Consider the following 21,489-nt stretch of genomic DNA (forward strand, 5'->3'; position numbering starts at 1 on the left):
TCCCTCAGGCCCAGCCGAGTGCGGCGAGCGTCATGTCGATCAGCTTGATGAACGGGAACGGCAGCAGCACGCCGCCGAGGCCGTAGACCAGCAGGTTGCGGCGCAGGAGCGACGCGGCGCCGAGCGGCCGGTACGTGACGCCCTTCAGCGCGAGCGGGATCAGCGCGACGATGATCAGCGCGTTGAAGATCACCGCCGACAGGATCGCCGACGCCGGCGACGTCAGGTGCATGATGTCGAGCACGCGCAGTTGCGGATAGGTCGTCACGAACGCGGCCGGGATGATCGCGAAATACTTCGCGATGTCGTTCGCGATCGAGAACGTCGTCAGCGAGCCACGCGTCATCAGCATCTGCTTGCCGATCTCGACGATCTCGATCAGCTTGGTCGGGTTCGAGTCGAGGTCGACCATGTTGCCGGCTTCCTTCGCCGCCTGCGTGCCGGTGTTCATCGCGACCGCGACGTCCGCCTGCGCGAGCGCCGGCGCGTCGTTGGTGCCGTCGCCCGTCATCGCGACGAGGCGGCCCGCCGCCTGGTGCTCGCGGATCGTCGCGAGCTTGGTTTCCGGCGTCGCTTCCGCGAGGAAGTCGTCGACCCCGGCCTCCGCCGCGATCGCCGCCGCGGTCAGCCGGTTGTCGCCCGTCACCATCACGGTCTTGATGCCCATCTTGCGCAGCTCCGCGAAGCGCTCCTTGATGCCGCCCTTCACGATGTCCTTCAGCTCGATCACGCCGAGCACGCGCGCCGCGCCTTCGCGCAGCTCCGCGACCACGAGCGGCGTGCTGCCGCGGCGCGCGACGTCGTCGACCGCGCGGCGCACTTCCTCCGGAAAGCGGCTGCCGTGCGTCTCGACGTAGCGGCGGATCGCGTCGGCCGCGCCCTTGCGGATCTCGCGGTGCGGCGCCCCGGAGGACGTCCCCTCGGGGGACAGGTCGACGCCGCTCATCCGCGTCTGCGCGGAGAAGCCGATGAACGTCGCGTGCAGTTGCGCCATGTCGCGCTGGCGGATGTTGAAGCGCTCCTTCGCGAGCACGACGATGCTGCGGCCTTCCGGCGTCTCGTCGGCGAGCGACGACAGCTGCGCGGCATCCGCGAGCGCTTCCTCGGTCACGCCCGGCGCCGGCACGAACGCCGACGCCTGACGGTTGCCGAGCGTGATCGTGCCGGTCTTGTCGAGCAGCAGCACGTCGACGTCGCCCGCCGCTTCCACCGCGCGGCCCGACGTCGCGATCACGTTCGCCTGCATCATCCGGCTCATGCCCGCCACGCCGATCGCGGACAGCAGGCCGCCGATCGTCGTCGGGATCAGGCACACGAGCAGCGCGACCAGCGCGGTGATCGTCACGACGTGCCCCGCCTTCATCGCCTCCACCGAGAACATCGAGAACGGCAGCAGCGTCGCGGTCGCGAGCAGCATCACGATCGTCAGCGCGACCAGCAGGATCGTCAGCGCGATCTCGTTCGGCGTCTTCTTGCGCTTCGCGCCCTCGACCATCGCGATCATCCGGTCGAGGAACGCCTCGCCCGGGTTCGCGGTGACCTTCACGACGATCCAGTCGGACAGCACGCGCGTGCCGCCCGTCACCGACGAGAAGTCGCCGCCCGACTCGCGGATCACCGGCGCGGATTCGCCGGTGATCGCCGATTCGTCGACCGACGCGACGCCGTCGACCACCTCGCCGTCGGCGGGGATCACATCGCCCGCCTCGACCAGCACGACGTCGCCCTTGCGCAGCTCGGTCGCGGTGGTGATGCGGATCGGCGATTTCGGATGCGGCTCGTTGAGCTTCTTCGCCGTCACGTCGCGCTTCGCGCTGCGCAGCGACGCGGCCTGCGCCTTCGAGCGGCCTTCGGCGAGCGCCTCCGCGAAGTTCGCGAACAGCACCGTGAACCACAGCCACAGCGCGATCGCGAGGATGAAGCCCGCGGGCGCCTCGGCCTGGCCGACGAGCGCGGCGATCCACAGGATCGTCGTCAGGATGCTGCCGACGTACACGCAGAACATCACCGGGTTGCGGAACTGCGTGCGCGGCGTGAGTTTCTTGAACGAGTCCACGATCGCCGGGCGCAAGAGCGCCGGGTCGAACATGGAGCGTGTTGCGGAATGTTGAGTCATCGCAATCTCTTGAATGCTTGTCCTTGTTGGCGTGCGTGTTACGCGCCCAGCCACATCATCAGGTGCTCGACGCCGGGCCCGAGCGCGAGCGCGGGCACGTAGGTCAGCGCGCCGACCAGCAGCACCGTGCCGAGCAGCAGCACGACGAACAGCGGCCCGTGGGTCGGCAGCGTGCCGCTCGTCGCGGCGATGCGCTTCTTCGCGGCGAGCGAGCCCGCGATCGCGAGCACCGGCACGATCGTGCCGAAGCGGCCGAACCACATCGCGATCGCCGTCATCCAGTTGTAGAACGGCGTGCCCACCGTCAGGCCCGCGAACGCGCTGCCGTTGTTGTTCGCGGCGGAGCTGAACGCGTACAGGATTTCCGAGAAGCCGTGCGGGCCCGGGTTCGCGATGCCGGCCTTGCCCGCATCGGCGAGCACCGCGATCGACGTGCCGACCAGCACCAGCAGCGGCGTGAGCAGCACGACGATCGACACCATCTTCATCTCGTACGCTTCGATCTTCTTGCCGACGTATTCGGGCGTGCGGCCGATCATCAGGCCGGCGACGAACACCGCGAGCAGCGCGAACACCAGCATCCCGTAGAGGCCCGAGCCGACCCCGCCGTAGACCACTTCGCCGAGCTGCATCAGCAGCATCGGCACGAGGCCGCCGAGCGGCGTCAGCGAATCGTGCATCGTGTCGACCGCGCCGCACGACGCGGCGGTGGTCGCGACCGTGAAGATGCCGGTCTGCGCGATGCCGAAGCGCGTTTCCTTGCCTTCCATGTTGCCGCCCGACTGCAGCGCGCTCGCCGACTGGTCGACGTGCAGCGCCGCGAGCGTCGGGTTGCCGCCCTGCTCGGCGTTCACCTCGGCGCCGATCGCAATCACGAATGCGACCGTCATCGCCGCGAGCACCGCGACGCCCTGCCGGCGGTCGCCGATCATGCGGCCGAACACGAGGCACAGCGCGGCCGGGATGATCAGGATCGAGAAGATCTGGACGAAGTTCGCGAACGGCGTCGGGTTCTCGTACGGATGCGAGGAGTTCGCGTTGAAGAAGCCGCCGCCATTGGTGCCGAGCATCTTGATCGCTTCCTGCGACGCGACCGGGCCCATCGCGAGCGTCTCTTTCGCGAGCGGCGTCGTGACCGTCACCGGGTTGCCCTTGTCGTCCTTGACCGGGTTGCCCTGCGCGTCGAGCTTCGGCGCGGCGTAGGTGCTCGCCTGCAGCACCGGCACGTCCTGGTACGCCTTCATGTTCTGGATCACGCCCTGGCTCATCAGCAGCGCGGCGACGAGCGCCGACATCGGCACGAGCACGTAAAGCGTCACGCGCGTGAGGTCGACCCAGAAGTTGCCGATCGTCTGCGCGGTGTGGCGCGCGAAGCCGCGGATCAGCGCGATCACGACGACGATGCCGGTGGCCGCGGACAGGAAGTTCTGCACGGTGAGGCCGAGCATCTGCGTCAGGTAGCTGACGGTCTGCTCGGGCGTGTAGTCCTGCCAGTTCGTATTGGTGACGAAGCTGACCGCGGTGTTGAACGCGCCGTCGACCGTCATCGCGCCGAACTGCTGCGGGTTGCCGGGCAGCAAGCCCTGCAGGCGCAGCAGCGCGTAGAGGAACAGCGCGCCGAGCGCGTTGAACGCGATCGTCGCGATCGCATACTGCTTCCAGTTCATTTCGCTGCCGGCGTCGACGCCGGCGATGCGATAGAGCGCGCGCTCGAGCGGGCCGAACACGCGCACGACGCGGGAGCTGCCGTCCATCACCGCCGACAGGTAGCGCGCGACCGGCACGGCCGCCGCCAGCAGCACGACGACGAACAGCGCCGCTTGGAAAATATTGTTCGCGTTCATTCGATGTCCTCCGCGCGCAGCAGCGCAAAGACGAGATACGCGAACAGCAAGGCGGTCGAAGCGCCCGCCAACCACAGCATCCAGGTCATGCGCGCCCCCCGCGGCCGTATTGCGCGAGCTTCTCGCAACCGGCGATCAAACCGAGGATCAGCGCGGTGAACAGCACCAGAGCGCCGATGAAAACCCCATCCATTTTTGTGTTCTCCGTCGTCGAAATCGGACGACTAGAACCTTATTGGAACGCGCGTAAAGGACGGGTCAAAGGTCGTCGGGGGCGTGTAAAAAACGCGTAAACGGACAGGCGGCGCCGCAGCGCCGCCCGGGGGAGATCGCGAGCCGGCCCGGGGGCCGGCGCGGCTGTGTCAGGGCACGAGGATCGTCGAGCCGGTGGTCTTGCGGGCCTCGAGATCGGCGTGTGCGCGCGCAACTTCCGCGAGCGGATAGCGCTGGTTGATGCTGGTCTTCACCTTGCCCGACTGGATCACGTCGAACAGCTCGGCCGCGGCCGCTTCGAGGTCCGCGCGTTTCGCGATGTACGAGAACAGCGTCGGCCGCGTGAAGAACAGCGAGCCGCGCGACGAGAATTCCTTCGAGTCGATCGGCGGCAGCGGGCCGGACGCGTTGCCGAAGCTGACGAACAGCCCGAGCGGCGCAAGGCAGTCGAGCGAGCCGATGTAGGTATCCTTGCCGATCGAATCGTAGACGACCGGCAGCAGCGCGTCGTTCGTGATCGCCCGCACGCGCGCCGTGAAGTTCTCGCGCGTGTAGACGATCGGGTGATCGCAGCCGTGCGCCTTCGCGATCCCGGCCTTCTCGTCGGAGCTGACCGTGCCGATCACGGTCGCGCCGAGCGCTTTCGCCCACTGGCACACGAGCAGGCCGACGCCGCCCGCCGCCGCATGAATCAGGATCGTGTCGCCGGCCTTGACCCGATACGTGCGGCGCAGCAGGTAGTGCGCGGTCAGGCCCTGCAGCATCACCGACGCCGCTTCGTCATAGCCGATGCCGTCCGGCAGCCTGACGAGGCGGTCGGCGGGCAGCACGCGCTCCTGCGCGTACGCGCCGGGCGACGACGACACGTAGGCGACGCGGTCGCCCGGCTTGAACGCGGTCACGTCGTCGCCGACCGCCGTCACTTCGCCGGCCGCCTCCATCCCGAGCCCGCCGGGCAGCGGCTGCGGATAGAGCCCGGTGCGGAAATACACGTCGATGTAGTTGAGCCCGACCGCATGCTGCCTGACGCGGACCTGGCCCGCCTGCGGCTCGGCGACCTCGACGTCGACCCACTTCATCACTTCCGGGCCGCCCGCCTGGTCGTATCGGATTGCTTTCGGCATCGTATCGCTCCTCGTTTCGTCTTCAGTCACGGAAAGGTTCAGGCGCCGGCAGGCGGGCCGCCCGTCGGCACGCATCGCAAGGCCCGATTCTCGCGCGTCGTCACGATTCGTGCATCGCCCTGCCGGCGGCAGGGGTAATTCGGGGTCGGGTTGCGGGATGCGCCTGGCCGGCCGCGCCTAGCCGGCCGCGCCTAACCCGCCGTGCCTAGCCAGCCGCGCCCGTCTTCCTCATCAGGTCGTCAAGCAGCATCCGCGCGGTCGCGATGTTGGTCGCGCACGGCACGTCGTGCACGTCGCACGCGCGCACGAGCGCGGTGATGTCGGGGTCGTGCGGCTGCGCGGTCATCGGGTCGCGCAGGAACACGACGATGTCGACCCGGCCCTCGGCCAGCTCCGCGCCGATCTGCAGGTCGCCGCCGAGCGGCCCGGACAGCTTGCGCTCGACGTCGAGGCCGTGCGCGGCCGCGATGCGGCCGCCCGTCGTGCCGGTCGCGACCAGCCGGCAGCGCGCGAGCGCCGCGCGATACTCGCCCGCGAGCGCGACGATCTCGTCCTTCTTCGCGTCGTGCGCAATCAGTGCGATGCGGGGTGTGCTCATCTGCAAGTCCTTCGGTTTGTCGTCGTCGTAATAGCCGGCCGCGCGGCGCCCGTCAGAACGTGCCCGGGTAAGCGCCGCCGTCGAGCAGCCAGTTCTGCCCGGTGATGTAGCCCGCATGCACGCTGCACAGGAACGCGCACGCGGCGCCGAACTCGTCGCGCGTGCCGAGGCGGCCCGCCGGAATCTCCTGCGCGCGCCGCTCGCGCATTTCATCGACCGTCACGCCCTTCGCCTGCGCCGACGCGGCGAGCGTCGTCGCGATCCGGTCGGTGTCGAACAGGCCCGGCAGCAGGTTGTTGACCGTCACGTTGTGCGCGGCGACCCGGCGCGCGAGCCCCGCGACGAAGCCGGTCAGCCCGGAGCGCGCGCCGTTCGACAGCGCCAGCACGTCGATCGGCGCCTTCACGGCCGAGCTCGTGATGTTGACGATCCGGCCGAAGCGGCGCGCGATCATCCCGTCGACGGTCGCGCGGATCAGCTCGATCGGCGTCAGCATGTTCGACTCGAGCGCGCGGATCCAGTCGTCGTGCGAGAAATCGCGGAAGTCGCCCGGCGGCGGGCCGCCCGCATTCGTCACGAGAATGTCCGGCTGCGGGCAGGCGGCAAGCGCGGCCGCGCGCCCGTCCGGCGTCGTGATGTCGCACGCGACCGCGGTCACGGCGACGCCCGACGCCGCGCGGATCGCGTCCGCGGTCGCCTCCAGCGTGTCGCGCGTGCGCGCGACGATCACGAGATTCACGCCCTCGGCGGCCAGCGCTTCCGCGCAGCCCCGCCCGAGGCCCTTGCTTGCCGCGCACACGAGCGCGGTCTTCCCTGCGATGCCGAGATCCATCGTCGATATCCGTTGGTTGCGGCGCGCCGGATGGTGCCCCGTTCGCGCCGGCAATCGGCGTCAAGCAGCGGCGAACGTCCGCGGGCGGCGCGCGGGTTGTCGGTCAGACGTCGATAATATCCGGATCGCGCGAGCCGTCTTGGTAAACTTGCGTCATTGCGCGCAGACGGGCCCGCCGCCCGCCTGCCGTCCCGAACCCCTTTTGCGCCAGGGCGCCCCCGTCATGAAACAGGACAGCCGTTTCCCGAATCTCTTCATCCTCGATCACCCGCTGATCCAGCACAAGCTGACCCACATGCGCGACAAGGACACGTCGACGCGCACGTTCCGCGAGCTGCTGCGCGAAATCACGCTGCTGATGGGCTACGAGATCACCCGCAACCTGCCGATCACGACCAAGCGGGTCGAAACCCCGCTCGTCAAGATCGACGCGCCGGTGATCGCCGGCAAGAAGCTCGCGATCGTCCCCGTGCTGCGCGCGGGCGTCGGGATGTCGGACGGCCTGCTCGACCTGGTCCCGTCGGCGCGCGTCGGCCACATCGGCGTGTACCGCGCGGACGACCATCGCCCGGTCGAGTACCTCGTGCGCCTGCCGGACCTCGAGGACCGGATCTTCATCCTGTGCGACCCGATGGTCGCGACCGGCTACTCGGCCGTGCACGCGGTCGACGTGCTGAAGCGCCGCAACGTGCCGGCCGCGAACATCATGTTCGTCGCGCTCGTCGCCGCGCCGGAAGGCGTCCAGGTGTTCCAGGACGCGCATCCGGACGTGAAGCTGTACGTCGCGTCGCTCGACTCGCACCTGGACGAGCACGCGTACATCGTGCCGGGCCTCGGCGATGCGGGCGACCGGCTGTTCGGCACGAAGAACTGAAGGGACGGCCATCCGGGGCCGGTGATCCGGGGGCCGGCCGTCCGGCCCTCCGCCGGTTTCGCGGTGGGCAGGCCCCGGCCATTTGGCCATGCGCGACGGCCCCAAGCGGACGCCCGCCGCGTGATAAAATCTCGCTCCACTCGACACGCGCGGCCCCCGCGGCTTCACGCCCGCCCGAACGGCCGCCGATTCAACGACACATTGGCTTAAACGCCCGCGCAGAGCGCCCGGGCGACGGAGAAACGTATGGCTGGTCACTCGAAATGGGCCAACATCAAGCATAAGAAGGCAGCGGCCGACGCGAAGCGCGGCAAGATCTGGACCCGCCTGATCAAGGAAATTCAGGTCGCGGCGCGCCTCGGCGGCGGCGACGTCGGCTCGAACCCGCGCCTGCGTCTCGCGGTCGACAAGGCGGCCGACGCGAACATGCCGAAGGACAACGTGAAGCGCGCGATCGATCGCGGCGTCGGCGGCGCGGACGGCGCGAACTACGAGGAAATCCGCTACGAAGGCTACGGCATCAGCGGCGCGGCGATCATCGTCGACACGCTGACCGACAACCGCACCCGCACGGTCGCGGAAGTGCGCCACGCGTTCTCGAAGTTCGGCGGCAACATGGGCACCGACGGCTCGGTCGCGTTCATGTTCGATCACGTCGGCCAGTTCCTGTTCGCGCCGGGCACGTCGGAAGACGCGCTGATGGAAGCGGCGCTCGAGGCGGGCGCGAACGACGTCAGCACGAACGACGACGGCTCGATCGAAGTGCTGTGCGACTGGCAGGAATTCTCGAAGGTGAAGGACGCGCTCGAAGCCGCGGGCTTCAAGGCGGAACTCGCCGAAGTGACGATGAAGCCGCAGAACGAAGTCGAATTCACCGGCGACGATGCGGTGAAGATGCAGAAGCTCCTGGACGCGCTCGAGAACCTCGACGACGTGCAGGAGGTGTACACGAACGCCGTCGTCGTCGAGGAATGAGATGCCTGCCGCCGTGCCTCGTTCGCGGCGGCGGCCCGACCGATTATCGCGGCCGGCGCGCCTGAGCGTGCCGGCCGCCCTGTTTTCCAGTCTGCGGGGAATCCCATGAAACTACTCGTCGTCGGTTCCGGCGGCCGCGAACATGCGCTGGCGTGGAAGCTCGCGCAGTCGCCGCGCGTCCAGATGGTCTACGTCGCGCCCGGCAATGGCGGCACGGCGCAGGACGAGCGCCTGAAGAATGTCGACATCACGTCGCTCGACGCGCTCGCCGATTTCGCGGAAAGCGAAGGCGTCGCGTTCACGCTCGTCGGCCCGGAAGCACCGCTCGCGGCCGGCATCGTCAACCTGTTCCGCGCGCGCGGCCTGAAGGTCTTCGGCCCGACCCGCGAAGCGGCGCAGCTCGAAAGCTCGAAGGATTTCGCGAAGGCGTTCATGAAGCGCCACGGCATCCCGACCGCCGACTACGAGACCTTCTCCGACGCGGCCGCCGCGCACGCGTACATCGACGCGAAGGGTGCGCCGATCGTCGTCAAGGCCGACGGCCTCGCCGCGGGCAAGGGCGTCGTCGTCGCGATGACGCTGGACGAAGCGCATGCGGCCGTCGACATGATGCTGTCGGGCAACAAGCTCGGCGATGCGGGCGCGCGCGTCGTGATCGAGCAGTTCCTCGACGGCGAGGAAGCGAGCTTCATCGTGATGGTCGACGGCAAGCACGCGCTCGCGCTTGCATCGAGCCAGGACCACAAGCGCCTGCTCGACGAGGACCGCGGCCCGAACACGGGCGGCATGGGCGCGTATTCCCCTGCCCCGATCGTCACGCCGCAGATGCACGCGCGCGTGATGCGCGAGATCATCATGCCGACCGTGCGCGGGATGGAGAAGGACGGCATCCGCTTCACGGGCTTCCTGTACGCGGGCCTGATGATCGACAAGGACGGCAATCCGCGCACGCTCGAGTTCAACTGCCGGATGGGCGACCCGGAGACGCAGCCGATCATGGCGCGCCTGAAGAGCGATTTCTCGAAGGTCGTCGAGCAGGCGATCGCGGGCACGCTCGACACGGTCGAGCTCGACTGGGACCGCCGCACCGCGCTCGGCGTCGTGCTGGCCGCGCACGGCTATCCGGACGCGCCGCGCAAGGGCGACCGCATCAACGGCATCCCGGCCGAGACCGAGCAGGCGGTGACGTTCCACGCGGGCACGACGCTCGACGGCGACAAGCTGACGACGTCGGGCGGCCGCGTGCTGTGCGTGGTCGGCCTCGCTGACTCGGTGCGCGAGGCGCAGCAGCATGCGTACGAAACGATCAACCAGATCAATTTCGAAGGCATGCAGTACCGCCGCGACATCGGCTACCGCGCGCTGAGCCGCAAGAGCGCGTAACGTTGGCAACCGGCGCCCCGCTGACGCGGCCGCGCCCTCCTCTGCCGGGCTTCGATAGAATGCCCGGCAGATGCATTTATTACGCCCGCTTTTCCGAGGGGCATTCAGTCCAGACATGACCGATTCGACCTACGACGTGGAGCGCGTGCGCGCCTACCTTCAGGGCCTGCAGACCCGCATCGCCGACGCGCTCGGCGCGCTCGACGGCACGCCGCTCGCGACCGACGCGTGGCAGCGCGGCCCCGACGAACGCCTGCGCGGCGGCGGCTGCACGCGCATCCTCGAGGACGGCCACGTGTTCGAGCGCGCCGGCATCGGCTTTTCCGACGTGGCGGGCGACGCGCTGCCGCCGTCGGCAAGCGCGGCGCGCCCGCAGCTCGCGGGCCGCGGCTTCGAGGCGCTCGGCGTGTCGCTCGTGCTGCACCCGCGCAATCCGTACTGCCCGACCGTGCACATGAACGTGCGGATGCTGATCGCGACCAAGCCCGGCGAGGCGCCGGTGTTCTGGTTCGGCGGCGGCATGGATCTGACACCGATTTACGGCTTCGAGGACGACGCGCGGCATTTCCACCAGACCTGCAAGGACGCGCTCGATCCGTTCGGCGCGGACCTGTATCCGCGTTTCAAGAAGTGGTGCGACGAGTATTTCTTCCTCAAGCACCGCAATGAAGCGCGCGGCATCGGCGGGATCTTCTTCGACGATTACGCGGAGCCCGGTTTCGAACGCGCGTTCGAGATGATGCAAAGCGTCGGCGACGCGTTCCTCGCCGCGTACCTGCCGATCGTCGAGCGCCGCCGCGACACGCCGTACGGCGAGCGCGAGCGCGCGTTCCAGGGCTACCGCCGCGGCCGCTACGTCGAGTTCAACCTCGTGTTCGACCGGGGCACGCTGTTCGGCCTGCAAAGCGGCGGCCGGACCGAGTCGATCCTGATGTCGATGCCGCCCGTCGCGAACTGGCGCTACAACTGGCAGCCCGAGCCGGGTACGCCGGAAGCGCGCCTGACCAGCGACTTCATCGTGCCGCGCGACTGGGTCTGAGCCCCGCGCCACTGCAACGAAAGGGACCCGTTCTGGACCACACCACCCGCCCCGCCCCGCTGCCGCGCCCGCTCTTGCGTCGCATAGGCCTGCTGGGCGGCACGTTCGACCCGATCCACGATGGTCATCTCGCGCTCGCCGGCCGCTTCGCCGACGTGCTCGGCCTGACCGAGCTCGTGCTGCTGCCCGCCGGGCAGCCGTACCAGAAGCGCGACGTGTCGGCCGCCGAGCATCGCCTGGCGATGACGCGCGCCGCTGCGCAATCGCTCGTGCTGCCGGGCGCGACGGTCAGCGTCGCGACCGACGAGATCGAGCACGCGGGGCCGACCTATACCGTCGACACGCTCGCGCGCTGGCGCGCGCGCGTCGGCGCGGACGCGTCGCTGTCGCTCCTGATCGGCGCGGACCAGCTCGTGCGGCTCGACACCTGGCGCGACTGGCGCCGGCTGTTCGACTACGCGCACATTTGCGTGTCGACCCGCCCCGGCTTCGATCTCGCCGCGGCGCCGCAGGCGGTCGCGCAGGAAGTCGCCGCGCGGCTCGCCGGCGCCGACACGCTGATGGCCACGCCGGCCGGGCGCATCCTGATCGACACGACGCTCGCGTTCGACATCGCCGCGACCGACATCCGCGCGCACCTGCGCGAATGCATCGCGCGCCGCGCACAAATGCCCGACGCATCGGCCGAGCACGTGCCGGCCGCCGTCTGGGCCTATATTCTTCAACATCGTCTCTACCAATCCTGAATCCATGGATATCCGCAAACTGCAGCGCGTCATCGTCGACGCCCTCGAAGACATCAAGGCGCAAGACATCAAGGTCTTCAATACGAGCCACCTGACCGAGCTGTTCGATCGCGTAATCGTCGCGTCCGGCACGTCGAACCGCCAGACCAAGGCGCTCGCGTCGAACGTGCGCGACAAGGTCAAGGAAGCCGGCGGCGACGTCGTCAGCTCCGAAGGCGAGGACACCGGCGAATGGGTGCTCGTCGATTGCGGCGACGCGGTCGTGCACATCCTGCAGCCCGCGCTGCGCCAGTACTACAACCTCGAGGAAATCTGGGGCGACAAGCCGGTGCGCATGAAGCTCGGCGGCGGCAAGGCCCCGAACGGCGCGGCTGCAGAGGCCGAAGACGAAGAAGACGAGGAAGAAGTCGCCCGTCCGGCACGCAAGACGCCCGCCCGCCGCCGCTAAGCCGTTCCGATGAAGCTCTTCATCCTCGCGGTCGGCCACAAGATGCCCGGCTGGATCGCATCCGGCTTCGACGAGTACACGAAGCGGATGCCGCCCGAGCTGCGCATCGAGCTGCGCGAGATCAAGCCCGAGCTGCGCTCGGGCGGGCGCAGCGCCGAAAGCGTGATGGCCGCCGAGCGGCAGAAGATCGAGGCCGCACTGCCGAAGGGCGCGCGAATCGTCGCGCTCGACGAGCGCGGCCGCGACTGGACTACGATGCAGCTCGCGCAGGCGCTGCCCGGCTGGCAGCAGGACGGCCGCGACGTCGCGTTCATCATCGGCGGCGCCGACGGGCTCGATCCGGAGCTCAAGGCGCGCGCCGACCTGCTGCTGCGCATCTCCAGCATGACGCTGCCGCACGGGATGGTGCGGGTGCTGCTCGCCGAACAGCTTTACCGGGCGTGGAGCATCACGCAGAATCACCCCTATCACCGCGCATGACGCGTCGTCCTCGCGACGCGCGCGCCGCGCGCCCCACGAGATAACGACACCATGCCGTCCAGCGTTTCCCGCGAACTCTTCCCGACCCTTTACCTCGCTTCGCAAAGCCCGCGCCGCCAGGAGCTGCTGCAGCAGATCGGCGTGCGCTTCGAACTGCTGCTGCCCCGCCCCGACGAGGACGCCGAGTCGCTCGAAGCCGAGCTGCCCGGCGAGGCCGCCGACGACTACGTGCTGCGCGTGACCGTCGCGAAGGCCGATGCCGCGCGTGCGCGCCTCGTCGCGAGCGGCAAGCCCGCCGCGCCGGTGCTCGTCGCCGACACGACCGTGACGATCGACGGCGCGATCCTCGGCAAGCCCGCCGATCCCGCCGACGCGCTCGCGATGCTCACCCGCCTCGCGGGGCGCGAGCACGAAGTGCTGACCGCAGTCGCCGTGATCGACGCGGGCGGCGCGCTGCTGCCGCCCGCGCTGTCGCGCTCGTCGGTGCGCTTCGCCGCCGCGTCGCGCGACGCGTTCGCGCGCTACGTCGAGACCGGCGAGCCGTTCGGCAAGGCCGGCGCCTACGCGATCCAGGGGCGCGCGGCCGAGTTCGTCGAGCAAATCGCCGGTTCCCATTCAGGTATCATGGGTCTGCCCCTTTTTGAGACCGCGGCGCTGCTTCGCACCGCGCGCATCGACTTCTGAATCGCACCATGAACGAAGAAATCCTGATCAACATCACGCCGCAGGAAACGCGGGTCGCACTCGTCCAGCAAGGCGCGGTGCAGGAGCTTCACGTCGAGCGCACGCTGTCGCGCGGACGCGTCGGCAACATCTATCTCGGCAAGGTCGTGCGCGTGCTGCCCGGCATGCAGTCGGCGTTCATCGACATCGGGCTCGAGCGCGCGGCGTTCCTGCACGTTGCCGACATCTGGCAGCCGCGCCTGAACGGCGAACCGCACACGAGCGCGCCGCACCAGCCGATCGAAAAAACCGTGTTCGAGGGCCAGACGCTGATGGTCCAGGTCATCAAGGACCCGATCGGCACGAAGGGCGCGCGGCTGTCGACGCAGGTCAGCATCGCGGGCCGCACGCTCGTCTACCTGCCGCAGGAGCCGCACATCGGCATCTCGCAGAAGATCGAGAGCGAGGCCGAGCGCGAGGCGGTGCGCGCGCGCCTGACCGCGGTGATCCCGGCGGACGAGAAAGGCGGCTACATCGTGCGCACGATCGCCGAGGACGCGACCTCCGAAGAGCTGGCCGGCGACGTCACGTACCTGCGCAAGACCTGGGCGACGATCGTCGCCCAGGCGCAGCGGCTGCCGGCGACGAGCCTGCTGTACCAGGATCTCGACCTCGCGCAGCGCGTGCTGCGCGATTTCGCGAACGACGACACGTCGCGCATCCAGGTCGATTCGCGCGAGACGTACCAGCGGCTCGCCGAATTCGCGACCGAGTTCACGCCGGCCGTGAGCCCGAAGCTGCACCACTACACCGGCGAGCGGCCGCTGTTCGACCTGTACAACATCGAGACGGAGATCCAGCGGGCGCTGTCACGGCGGGTCGACCTGAAGTCGGGCGGCTACCTGATGATCGACCAGACCGAGGCGATGACGACGATCGACGTGAACACGGGCGGCTACGTCGGCGCGCGCAACTTCGACGACACGATCTTCAAGACCAACCTCGAGGCCGCGCACACCATCGCGCGGCAGCTGCGGCTGCGCAACCTCGGCGGGATCATCATCATCGACTTCATCGACATGGAGAACGCCGAGCATCGCGACGCGGTGCTCACCGAGCTGAAGAAGGCGCTCGCGCGCGACCGCACGCGCGTGACCGTCAACGGCTTCTCGCAGCTCGGGCTTGTCGAGATGACGAGGAAGCGGACGCGCGAATCGCTCGCGCACGTGCTGTGCGAGCCGTGCCCGACCTGCCAGGGCAAGGGCCAGGTGAAGACGTCGCGCACCGTGTGCTACGACATCCTGCGCGAGATCCTGCGCGAGTCGCGGCAGTTCAATCCGCGCGAGTTCCGCGTGATCGCCGCGCAGCAGGTGATCGACCTGTTCCTCGACGAGGAATCGCAGCATCTCGCGATGCTGATCGACTTCATCGGCAAGCCGGTGTCGCTGCAGGTCGAGTCGAATCTGAGTCAGGAGCAGTACGACATCGTGCTGATGTGACGCACGGCGCACGATGCCCTGTCGACACCCCTGCGCGCGAGGGTTGGTTACAATCCCGCGCTGAGTCCGCACACGGGTAACCGCGCCATGAAGTCCATCATCGCCTCAACCTTCGTCGCCGCGCTCGCGTTCACGAGCGTGCCGGCAACGGCCGAAACGTCGGCCGCCAGCGACGCGTCGCAGCAATCGTGCGCGATCGCGACCGTCACCGGCGTCGGCGGATCCGCGCAAAGCCTGCGCGAATATCTCGCGACCCCGGAAAAGTATCGCTACCTCGCCGACCATCCATTCGATTGCAAGGTCTCCGAGGACAGCCGCACGTCCGGCTGCACCGGCGTCACGTATCTTCGGCACGAGCGGGTCAGCGTGTACGACGACAGCGACGAGCAGACGCTGGTCGTGGTCGCGCGCGTGGAACTCGAGCGCGGAACATACCCGGTGATCATCTCCGTGCCCAGGAAGGATGTGCAGTGCGTGAAGTGAGCGCACGCACTCCCGCTGCACGAAGCCTCTTTTTCCATCCCTACAGGCATTTATCAAGCACCATGAGCAAGCAACACAACCGCCGCCAGCGCAAGAAACTCCACATCGGCGAATTCCAGGAGCTGGCCTTCTGCGCATCGGCCCAATACCGCACCGAGCTGAGCGACCTCCAGCGCGGCGAACTGATCGACGCATTCATCGACTTCGTCGAGGCGAACGGGCTGCTGACCGTCGCGTCCGCAGACGAAGGCGTCAGCGCCTACGTGATTTCCGGCGCGCCGCGCGGCACGACGACCGACGCGGACCGCGAGTCGGTTCGCGCGTGGCTCGAGGCCCGGCCCGAACTGGCCGACGTCGCCGTCAGCGACTTCTCGGACGCGTGGTATCCGGAGGCGTAAGCCTTCGCGCATGCGTCGCCCGGAGCGACGCACACGAATCTCGTCACGAGCATCGGCAACGCCGGCGCGGGCGCCGGCACGACGCTCGCGAAGACAGGCAGCGGGCGGCGCGCGCCCGTCACGACCGCGCCTGCGGGCCGGTCAAGTAACCCCTTCGCAGCCCGTGCGCAGTCGTTCGGCATGACGCAGGGGCTGCCGGCCGCTGCGACGCCATGTCGCACGGCCCGGTGCGCCGGCCTTCCGGCTCCGGTCGCCGCGATGCGGCGGCGCCGGCGCGTACGTCGCCGCACGCGGTTTTCACGCGCCGATTCACGTCGATCGCCCCCCGTTCTTCGGCCTTTCCCGCGAGACACGGTAAACTCTCCCCTCGCGTGGTGCGCCGCGCGCACCCGCCTTCCATCGCCAGCCGCGTGCCTCCGGGCCCGCCCCCGACCCTTGGAGTGAGTTTTCAATGAGCGGCGGATATCCGCTTCACGCGTCCCGCATGTCATTCCCGTCCACGACGTTCTTCCCGATCCTCGCCGCCGCGCTGCTGTCGGGCTGCGGGCTGCTGCCGACCCAAAACCCGCCCGCGCCGATCAGCGAGGCGCTCGTCGAGCCGGTCGAGGAAACCGCCGGCGAACCGTTGACGATGCCGCCCGTGCCCGCGCCGGTCCAGCCCGAAGCCGAGGCGCCGAAGAAGCCGCACCGCGAAGTCGCACGGCCGAAGCCGGTCCAGCGTCCGGAATCGCCGCCGCCGGCGCCGCCCGCGCCGGCTCCGCTCGTCGCGACGCGCACGCTCGACCGCAACGAGGTCCACGCGCTGCTCGACAGCGAGGTGCGGCGGCGCGGCGGCAAGGTGATCGGCCGCGCGGTCGACATGGTGACCGACCCGAGCGGCAAGCCGCGCGAGATGATCGTCAACCTGCAGGGCTTCATGGGCGTCGGCGACCGCAAGGTCAGCTTCCCGTGGAGCGTGTTCCGCTTCCTGCCGGGCGGCAAGCGCGAGCCGATCGTGCTCGACGTGCCGTCGGGCGAGCTGCCGCAGGCCGCCCGGCCGAAGGCGGTGCCGCTGTCCGGCTCGTCCGCCGCGTCGCCGGCCACGCGCCTGCCGATGCTCGACAGCGACGTCGAACGGCCGAACGGCACGAAGATCGGCCGCGTCGTCGACGTGCTGATCGACCGCGACGCTCAGCCGCAGGCGGTCGTGCTCGACCTCGGCGGGCTCGTCAACACGGATCGCCGCTCGATCGCCGCGAACTGGGCCGCGCTGCGCTTCGTCACGCGCGACAGGACGCTGCGCCCGCAGCTCGACCTCAACGACGCGCAGATCAAGGCGTCGCCGCCCTACGCGGCGGACAAGCCGCTCGTCGCCGTCTCGCCGCCGCCCGCCCCCGCGCCGGCCTCGTCTGCGAGTGCCACGCGATGACGATCCACCAGACCGTCAGCGTGCGCAGCCTCCGGGCGCTCGACTGGCTCAACTTCTTCGTGGCAAACGTTCAAACGGGCTTCGGTCCGTTCATCGCGTCGTACCTCGCGTCGCACAAGTGGACGCAGGGCGAAATCGGCATGGTGCTGTCGATCGGCACGATCAGCGCGATGGTGAGCCAGGTGCCGGGCGGCGCGGCCGTCGACGCGCTGAAGAACAAGAAAGGCGCGGCCGCGTGGGCGATCGCCGCGATCATCCTGTCCGCGGTGCTGCTGGCCGCCAGCCCGACGATCGTGCCGGTGATCGCGGCCGAGGTGTTCCACGGCTTCGCGAGCTGCATGCTGGTGCCGGCGATGGCGGCGATCTCGTTCTCGCTGGTCGGCCGCGCGGACCTCGGCGACCGGCTCGGCCGCAACGCGCGCTGGGCGTCGATCGGCAGCGCGGTCGCGGCGGGCCTGATGGGGCTCACCGGCGAATACTTCTCCGCACGCGCGGTTTTCTGGCTGACTGCGGTGCTCGCGCTGCCCGCCCTGTTCGCGCTCGCGATGATCCAGCCGACCCATACGGTGATCCCGCACGGCGGCGCCAAGCACGACGACAAGGACGACGGCGAGGAGCGCGAGACGCTGCTCGAGCTGCTGCGCGACCGGCGGATGCTGACCTTCGCCGCGTGCGTCGTGCTGTTCCACCTGTCGAACGCGGCGATGCTGAACCTCGCGGCCGGCGAAGTGACGGCCGGCATGGGCGAGAACGTGCAGCTCGTGATCGCCGCGTGCATCATCGTGCCGCAGGCGATCGTCGCGATGCTGTCGCCGTGGGTCGGCCGCTCCGCGCAGCGCTGGGGCCGCCGGCCGATCCTGCTGCTCGGCTTCTCGGCGCTGCCGGTGCGCGCGCTCCTGTTCGCCGGCGTGAGCAGCCCCTACCTGCTCGTGCCGGTGCAGATGCTCGACGGCATCAGCGCCGCCGTGTTCGGCGTGATGCTGCCGCTGATCGCCGCGGACGTCGCGGGCGGCAAGGGCCGCTACAACCTGTGCATCGGCCTGTTCGGCCTCGCGGCGGGGATCGGCGCGACCTTCAGCACGGCCGCGGCCGGCTATGTCGCCGATCATTTCGGCAATGCGGTCAGCTTCTTCGGGCTCGCCGCCGCAGGCGCGCTCGCGGTGCTGCTGGTCTGGCTCGGGATGCCCGAAACGCGCGTCGAGAACGGCGACGATCAGGCCGAGGCGTCCGCCCCCGCGTCGCCCGAACAGGCGCACTGACGCTCGGCGCCCGCGTCACCCGATTCATGGCAGCCAGACGATGAATACGCTCAGGACACTCAACGAAACCCGGCAGCAGATCCAGCAGTCGATCTTCGACCTGTTCAAGGGGCTGTCGCTGCGCCAGCGGCTCGCGCAAGGCGGGCTGATGGCGCTGCAGGCCGTCTGCGGCGCGTGCCTCGCATACGGCATCGGCCGCGCGCTGCACACCGAGCAGGCAGTCTGGGCCGCGATCACCGCGATCGCGGTCACCCAGCACAATTACGCGGACACGATGTCGCTGTCGCGCGACCAGTTCATCGGCGCGATGGTCGGTGGCGTGCTCGGCTTCGCGGGCGCTGCGCTCGGCGGCGGCGGCCACGACATGCTCGCCTATGCGATCGCGGTCGCGGTCGTGATCGTCTGCTGCTGGTGCGTGAACGTCGGCAGCGCGGCGCGGCTCGGCGGCGTCACCGCGACGATCGTGATGCTGTTTCCGGGCAGCGGCCCGCTGTGGGACATTCCGCTCGTGCGGCTCGGCGAGGTGACGCTCGGCACGGTGTGCGCGCTCGTTGTTTGCTGGGCGACGTCGAGGATCGAGCGGCGCTGGCTGGCGCGCCCGTAGCGCGGCAACGGGGAAGGAAGGGTTCGCCGGGCGCGGACGCGCCCGGCTGGCGCGAGCGGTTACGGGCCGGTTACGGGCCGACCCGCAGCACGACGCCCGAGCCGATCTGCACGAGCAGGTAGTCCCCGCCGATGCCGACCCAGTGATAGCCGCGCGGCGGCGCGCTCAGGCGATAGCCGCGCCAGTCGTCGACTACGTACTGGCGGTCGCGGAATTCGTCCGGCAGCCGGTCGCCCTTGTGCCATTCGCGGCGCGGCTCGTCCGCCCAGCGCGGCGGTGCATCGTCGCCGCGCCGCATCTGGCCGGGCGGCATGTGCTTCGGTCCATGACCATGCTGCATCCCGGGGCCGCCGTGGTGGCCGTTCTCTTGCTCGTCCTGGGCCATCGCGAGCGGCGCCGTGAAAGTCGCCGCGATCAATGCGACAAACATCATGCGGTGCGTCTTCTTCATGCGTTCCCTCCGTGTTGTTCGGGCGAATGAAACGACTGCGGACTGCGCAGTGAAGACTACCACGCCGGCATGACGGCAGACGCGCGGCCGCTCGCCGCGCGCCCGTCAGGCCGCCTGCTGCTGGTACTGGATGCGGTGCAGGTGCGCATACAGGCCGCCGTGCCGCAGCAGTTCGTCGTGGGTGCCCTCTTCGGAGATCTTGCCGGATTCGAGCACGAGGATGCGGTCGGCGCGCTCGATCGTCGACAACCGGTGCGCGATCACGAGCGTCGTGCGGCCTTCCATCAGCCGCTCGAGCGCCGCCTGCACGTGGCGTTCCGATTCGGAATCGAGCGCCGACGTGGCTTCGTCGAGGATCAGGATCGGCGCGTCCTTGTAGATCGCCCGCGCGATCGCGAGACGCTGGCGCTGGCCGCCGGACAAGCGCATCCCGTTGCCGCCGACGACCGTATCCAGCCCGTCGGGCATCGCGGCGACCGCGTCCGCGAGGTTCGCCGCCTCGAGCGCGGCCTGCACGCGCGCGCGATCCGGCGTGTGTCCATAGGCGACGTTCGCGGCGATCGTGTCGTTGAACAGCACGACGTCCTGGCTCACCATCGCCATCTGGCTGCGCAGCGCATGGATGTCGTAGTCGGCGATCGGCACGCCGTCGAGCAGAACCGAGCCGCCGGTCGGATCGAAGAAGCGCGGCAGCAGGTTCACGAGCGTCGTCTTGCCGCTGCCGGACGGCCCCGCAAGCGCGACCATCTCGCCCGGCGCGACCTTGAACGAGATCCGGTCGAGCGTCGGCCGCTCGGCCGCGCCGTAGTCGAACGTCACGCCGCGGAACTCGATCTCGCCGCGCGCGTTCGCGAGCGGCCGCCCGCCGCCGCTCGGCTCGGCCGGCTCGTCGATCAGGCCGAAAATCAGCTCGGCGGCCGTCATCCCGCGCTGCAGCGGCTGGTTCACGTCGATCAGGTGCTTGAGCGGCGAGATCACCAGCAGCATCGACGTCACGAACGCCACGAAGCCGCCGACCGTCGTCTGGTCGTTCGTCGATTGAAAGACCGCGATCGTGATCACGACCGCCAGCGCGATCGACGCGAGAAACTGCGTGATCGGCTGCGCGAGACCGCCCGAGACCGTCATCCGCATCGCATAGCCGCGCAGGCGCTTGCTCATCGCGGTAAAGCGGTCGATTTCGTACGGCTCGCCGTTATGCACCTTGACGACCTTGTAGCCCCCGACCGTCTCCTCGACGATGTACGACAGCTCGTTGGTGAGCGTCTGGTGCTCGCGGTTCAGGCGGCGCAGCCGGCGGTTGATCTTGCTGACGAGCCAGCCGATGCCCGGCAGGATCACCGCGACGATCAGCGTGAGCCGCCAGTTCAGGTAGAACAGGTAGCCGAGCAGGAAGATCACCGTCATCGAGTCGCGCACGAGCGTGACCATCACGCCCGTCAGCACGGAGAGAATCTGGTTGACCTCGAAGACGATCGCGTTGATCACCGTGCTCGCGGTCTCGCGCTGGAAGAACGACGCGCTCGTATGGATCATTCGCTGGAACATCTCCAGGCGCAGCTGCAGCAGGATGCGGTTCGATACGTAGCTGAGCAGGTAACCCGACGCGTACTGCGACACGCCGCGCACGAGCGCGAGGCCGATCACCGCGATCGGCACGTACCACTTCGCGCGGTCGCTGCCGTGCGCGCCAAAGCCGTGGTCGAGGAGCGGCTTGAGCAGCGCCGGAATCCCGGCTTCCGTCGCCGCGACGACGCCCATCGTGACGACGGCGAGCAGCACGATGCCGAGGAGCGGCTTGACGTACGGCCACAGGCGCTTGAAGACCGTGACCGGCGACGTGCCGCCGGCGTTCAGCGATTTGCGAAGAGTGTTCTGGGTTTCCAAGGCAATCCTTCTTGAGCCGCGGCGCGGCGCCCGGGCGGGTTTCGACCGGAACTCCGACCCCGCCGGGCGGGTGCCGAAAAGGCCCGATATTATAGCCGCACACCCTTGCCGGCACGGCCGGCCGCCGGGCCGCGGGTATACTGCCGCTCACCGTTCCACCCGCAA

The 21,489-nt window shown here is 69.1% G+C and carries 22 protein-coding genes; 14 read left to right on the forward strand and 8 right to left on the reverse strand.

Annotation, left to right across the window (positions count from 1 at the left end):
* Positions 1–4: 4 nt before the first annotated feature.
* The 6 genes from kdpB to ACFIMZ_RS14325 form a co-directional block, all read right to left on the reverse strand.
* On the reverse strand, positions 5–2,116 hold the full coding sequence (kdpB, locus tag ACFIMZ_RS14300) for a potassium-transporting ATPase subunit KdpB (RefSeq protein ID WP_431820077.1): 2,112 nt from the start codon (positions 2,114–2,116) through the stop codon (positions 5–7).
* A gap of 38 nt (positions 2,117–2,154) precedes the next feature.
* On the reverse strand, positions 2,155–3,960 hold the full coding sequence (gene kdpA / locus ACFIMZ_RS14305) for a potassium-transporting ATPase subunit KdpA (protein ID WP_431820078.1): 1,806 nt from the start codon (positions 3,958–3,960) through the stop codon (positions 2,155–2,157).
* Complete coding sequence (gene kdpF / locus ACFIMZ_RS14310; protein ID WP_006752209.1) at positions 3,957–4,049, reverse strand: K(+)-transporting ATPase subunit F; 93 nt, start codon at positions 4,047–4,049, stop codon at positions 3,957–3,959. Before kdpF ends, kdpA begins: the two co-directional genes overlap by 4 nt.
* 273 nt (positions 4,050–4,322) lie before the next feature.
* The gene (locus ACFIMZ_RS14315; protein ID WP_431820079.1) at positions 4,323–5,297 is read right to left on the reverse strand and encodes a quinone oxidoreductase family protein; all 975 of its coding nucleotides are present in this window, start codon (positions 5,295–5,297) and stop codon (positions 4,323–4,325) included.
* 205 nt (positions 5,298–5,502) lie between these two features.
* The gene (locus ACFIMZ_RS14320) at positions 5,503–5,895 is read right to left on the reverse strand and encodes a methylglyoxal synthase (RefSeq protein WP_431820080.1); all 393 of its coding nucleotides are present in this window, start codon (positions 5,893–5,895) and stop codon (positions 5,503–5,505) included.
* 52 nt (positions 5,896–5,947) lie between these two features.
* Positions 5,948–6,727, reverse strand: coding sequence for an SDR family oxidoreductase (locus ACFIMZ_RS14325; protein WP_431820081.1), 780 nt, complete (start codon positions 6,725–6,727; stop codon positions 5,948–5,950).
* A gap of 223 nt (positions 6,728–6,950) precedes the next feature.
* Here ACFIMZ_RS14325 and upp point away from each other — a divergent pair, with 223 nt between their 5' ends.
* From upp to ACFIMZ_RS14395, 14 genes are all read left to right on the forward strand, one after another.
* Positions 6,951–7,601, forward strand: a complete 651-nt coding sequence (gene upp / locus ACFIMZ_RS14330) for a uracil phosphoribosyltransferase (RefSeq protein WP_431820082.1) — start codon at positions 6,951–6,953, stop codon at positions 7,599–7,601.
* 246 nt (positions 7,602–7,847) lie between these two features.
* On the forward strand, positions 7,848–8,576 hold the full coding sequence (locus ACFIMZ_RS14335) for a YebC/PmpR family DNA-binding transcriptional regulator (protein ID WP_431820083.1): 729 nt from the start codon (positions 7,848–7,850) through the stop codon (positions 8,574–8,576).
* Positions 8,577–8,681: 105 nt separating this feature from the next.
* Positions 8,682–9,959 carry a phosphoribosylamine--glycine ligase gene (purD, locus tag ACFIMZ_RS14340; protein ID WP_431820084.1) on the forward strand — a complete coding sequence of 426 codons (1,278 nt, stop codon included), beginning with the start codon at positions 8,682–8,684 and terminating at the stop codon, positions 9,957–9,959.
* A 115-nt stretch (positions 9,960–10,074) separates the two neighbouring features.
* The gene (gene hemF / locus ACFIMZ_RS14345; RefSeq protein ID WP_431820085.1) at positions 10,075–10,998 is read left to right on the forward strand and encodes an oxygen-dependent coproporphyrinogen oxidase; all 924 of its coding nucleotides are present in this window, start codon (positions 10,075–10,077) and stop codon (positions 10,996–10,998) included.
* Entirely contained in the window at positions 10,989–11,744 is a 756-nt protein-coding gene (locus ACFIMZ_RS14350; RefSeq protein WP_431822499.1) for a nicotinate-nucleotide adenylyltransferase, read from the forward strand. Before hemF ends, ACFIMZ_RS14350 begins: the two co-directional genes overlap by 10 nt.
* Before the next feature lie 4 nt (positions 11,745–11,748).
* Positions 11,749–12,192 carry a ribosome silencing factor gene (rsfS, locus tag ACFIMZ_RS14355; RefSeq protein WP_431820086.1) on the forward strand — a complete coding sequence of 148 codons (444 nt, stop codon included), beginning with the start codon at positions 11,749–11,751 and terminating at the stop codon, positions 12,190–12,192.
* Between the two features lie 9 nt (positions 12,193–12,201).
* Positions 12,202–12,672 carry a 23S rRNA (pseudouridine(1915)-N(3))-methyltransferase RlmH gene (gene rlmH / locus ACFIMZ_RS14360; protein ID WP_084904637.1) on the forward strand — a complete coding sequence of 157 codons (471 nt, stop codon included), beginning with the start codon at positions 12,202–12,204 and terminating at the stop codon, positions 12,670–12,672.
* A 51-nt stretch (positions 12,673–12,723) separates the two neighbouring features.
* Entirely contained in the window at positions 12,724–13,356 is a 633-nt protein-coding gene (locus ACFIMZ_RS14365) for a Maf family protein (RefSeq protein WP_431820087.1), read from the forward strand.
* Between the two features lie 8 nt (positions 13,357–13,364).
* Positions 13,365–14,834, forward strand: coding sequence for a ribonuclease G (rng, locus tag ACFIMZ_RS14370; protein WP_431820088.1), 1,470 nt, complete (start codon positions 13,365–13,367; stop codon positions 14,832–14,834).
* Between the two features lie 87 nt (positions 14,835–14,921).
* Entirely contained in the window at positions 14,922–15,317 is a 396-nt protein-coding gene (locus tag ACFIMZ_RS14375) for a hypothetical protein (protein ID WP_431820089.1), read from the forward strand.
* A gap of 62 nt (positions 15,318–15,379) precedes the next feature.
* Positions 15,380–15,715, forward strand: coding sequence for a YggL family protein (locus ACFIMZ_RS14380; protein WP_431820090.1), 336 nt, complete (start codon positions 15,380–15,382; stop codon positions 15,713–15,715).
* A gap of 451 nt (positions 15,716–16,166) precedes the next feature.
* Positions 16,167–17,123 carry a PRC-barrel domain containing protein gene (locus ACFIMZ_RS14385; RefSeq protein WP_431820091.1) on the forward strand — a complete coding sequence of 319 codons (957 nt, stop codon included), beginning with the start codon at positions 16,167–16,169 and terminating at the stop codon, positions 17,121–17,123.
* Complete coding sequence (locus tag ACFIMZ_RS14390; protein WP_431820092.1) at positions 17,120–18,382, forward strand: MFS transporter; 1,263 nt, start codon at positions 17,120–17,122, stop codon at positions 18,380–18,382. Before ACFIMZ_RS14385 ends, ACFIMZ_RS14390 begins: the two co-directional genes overlap by 4 nt.
* Before the next feature lie 40 nt (positions 18,383–18,422).
* Positions 18,423–18,986 carry an FUSC family protein gene (locus ACFIMZ_RS14395; protein ID WP_431820093.1) on the forward strand — a complete coding sequence of 188 codons (564 nt, stop codon included), beginning with the start codon at positions 18,423–18,425 and terminating at the stop codon, positions 18,984–18,986.
* A gap of 70 nt (positions 18,987–19,056) precedes the next feature.
* Here ACFIMZ_RS14395 and ACFIMZ_RS14400 read toward each other — a convergent pair whose 3' ends face one another.
* The gene (locus ACFIMZ_RS14400) at positions 19,057–19,437 is read right to left on the reverse strand and encodes an RcnB family protein (protein ID WP_431820094.1); all 381 of its coding nucleotides are present in this window, start codon (positions 19,435–19,437) and stop codon (positions 19,057–19,059) included.
* A 105-nt stretch (positions 19,438–19,542) separates the two neighbouring features.
* Positions 19,543–21,324: a lipid A export permease/ATP-binding protein MsbA gene (gene msbA / locus ACFIMZ_RS14405; RefSeq protein WP_431820095.1), complete on the reverse strand. Its 1,782-nt coding sequence runs from the start codon at positions 21,322–21,324 to the stop codon at positions 19,543–19,545.
* Positions 21,325–21,489: the final 165 nt, after the last annotated feature.

This window comes from Burkholderia sp. F1, from assembly GCF_050813845.1.
GTDB classification, from domain to species: Bacteria; Pseudomonadota; Gammaproteobacteria; order Burkholderiales; family Burkholderiaceae; genus Burkholderia; species Burkholderia ubonensis.

Coding starts and splice junctions, on each gene's coding strand:
- kdpB (WP_431820077.1), bottom strand. CDS start 2,116: ATGACTCAACATTCCGCAACACGCTCCATGTTCGACCCGGCGCTCTTG.
- kdpA (WP_431820078.1), bottom strand. CDS start 3,960: ATGAACGCGAACAATATTTTCCAAGCGGCGCTGTTCGTCGTCGTGCTG.
- kdpF (WP_006752209.1), bottom strand. CDS start 4,049: ATGACCTGGATGCTGTGGTTGGCGGGCGCTTCGACCGCCTTGCTGTTC.
- ACFIMZ_RS14315 (WP_431820079.1), bottom strand. CDS start 5,297: ATGCCGAAAGCAATCCGATACGACCAGGCGGGCGGCCCGGAAGTGATG.
- ACFIMZ_RS14320 (WP_431820080.1), bottom strand. CDS start 5,895: ATGAGCACACCCCGCATCGCACTGATTGCGCACGACGCGAAGAAGGAC.
- ACFIMZ_RS14325 (WP_431820081.1), bottom strand. CDS start 6,727: ATGGATCTCGGCATCGCAGGGAAGACCGCGCTCGTGTGCGCGGCAAGC.
- upp (WP_431820082.1), top strand. CDS start 6,951: ATGAAACAGGACAGCCGTTTCCCGAATCTCTTCATCCTCGATCACCCG.
- ACFIMZ_RS14335 (WP_431820083.1), top strand. CDS start 7,848: ATGGCTGGTCACTCGAAATGGGCCAACATCAAGCATAAGAAGGCAGCG.
- purD (WP_431820084.1), top strand. CDS start 8,682: ATGAAACTACTCGTCGTCGGTTCCGGCGGCCGCGAACATGCGCTGGCG.
- hemF (WP_431820085.1), top strand. CDS start 10,075: ATGACCGATTCGACCTACGACGTGGAGCGCGTGCGCGCCTACCTTCAG.
- rsfS (WP_431820086.1), top strand. CDS start 11,749: ATGGATATCCGCAAACTGCAGCGCGTCATCGTCGACGCCCTCGAAGAC.
- rlmH (WP_084904637.1), top strand. CDS start 12,202: ATGAAGCTCTTCATCCTCGCGGTCGGCCACAAGATGCCCGGCTGGATC.
- ACFIMZ_RS14365 (WP_431820087.1), top strand. CDS start 12,724: ATGCCGTCCAGCGTTTCCCGCGAACTCTTCCCGACCCTTTACCTCGCT.
- rng (WP_431820088.1), top strand. CDS start 13,365: ATGAACGAAGAAATCCTGATCAACATCACGCCGCAGGAAACGCGGGTC.
- ACFIMZ_RS14375 (WP_431820089.1), top strand. CDS start 14,922: ATGAAGTCCATCATCGCCTCAACCTTCGTCGCCGCGCTCGCGTTCACG.
- ACFIMZ_RS14380 (WP_431820090.1), top strand. CDS start 15,380: ATGAGCAAGCAACACAACCGCCGCCAGCGCAAGAAACTCCACATCGGC.
- ACFIMZ_RS14385 (WP_431820091.1), top strand. CDS start 16,167: ATGAGCGGCGGATATCCGCTTCACGCGTCCCGCATGTCATTCCCGTCC.
- ACFIMZ_RS14390 (WP_431820092.1), top strand. CDS start 17,120: ATGACGATCCACCAGACCGTCAGCGTGCGCAGCCTCCGGGCGCTCGAC.
- ACFIMZ_RS14395 (WP_431820093.1), top strand. CDS start 18,423: ATGAATACGCTCAGGACACTCAACGAAACCCGGCAGCAGATCCAGCAG.
- ACFIMZ_RS14400 (WP_431820094.1), bottom strand. CDS start 19,437: ATGAAGAAGACGCACCGCATGATGTTTGTCGCATTGATCGCGGCGACT.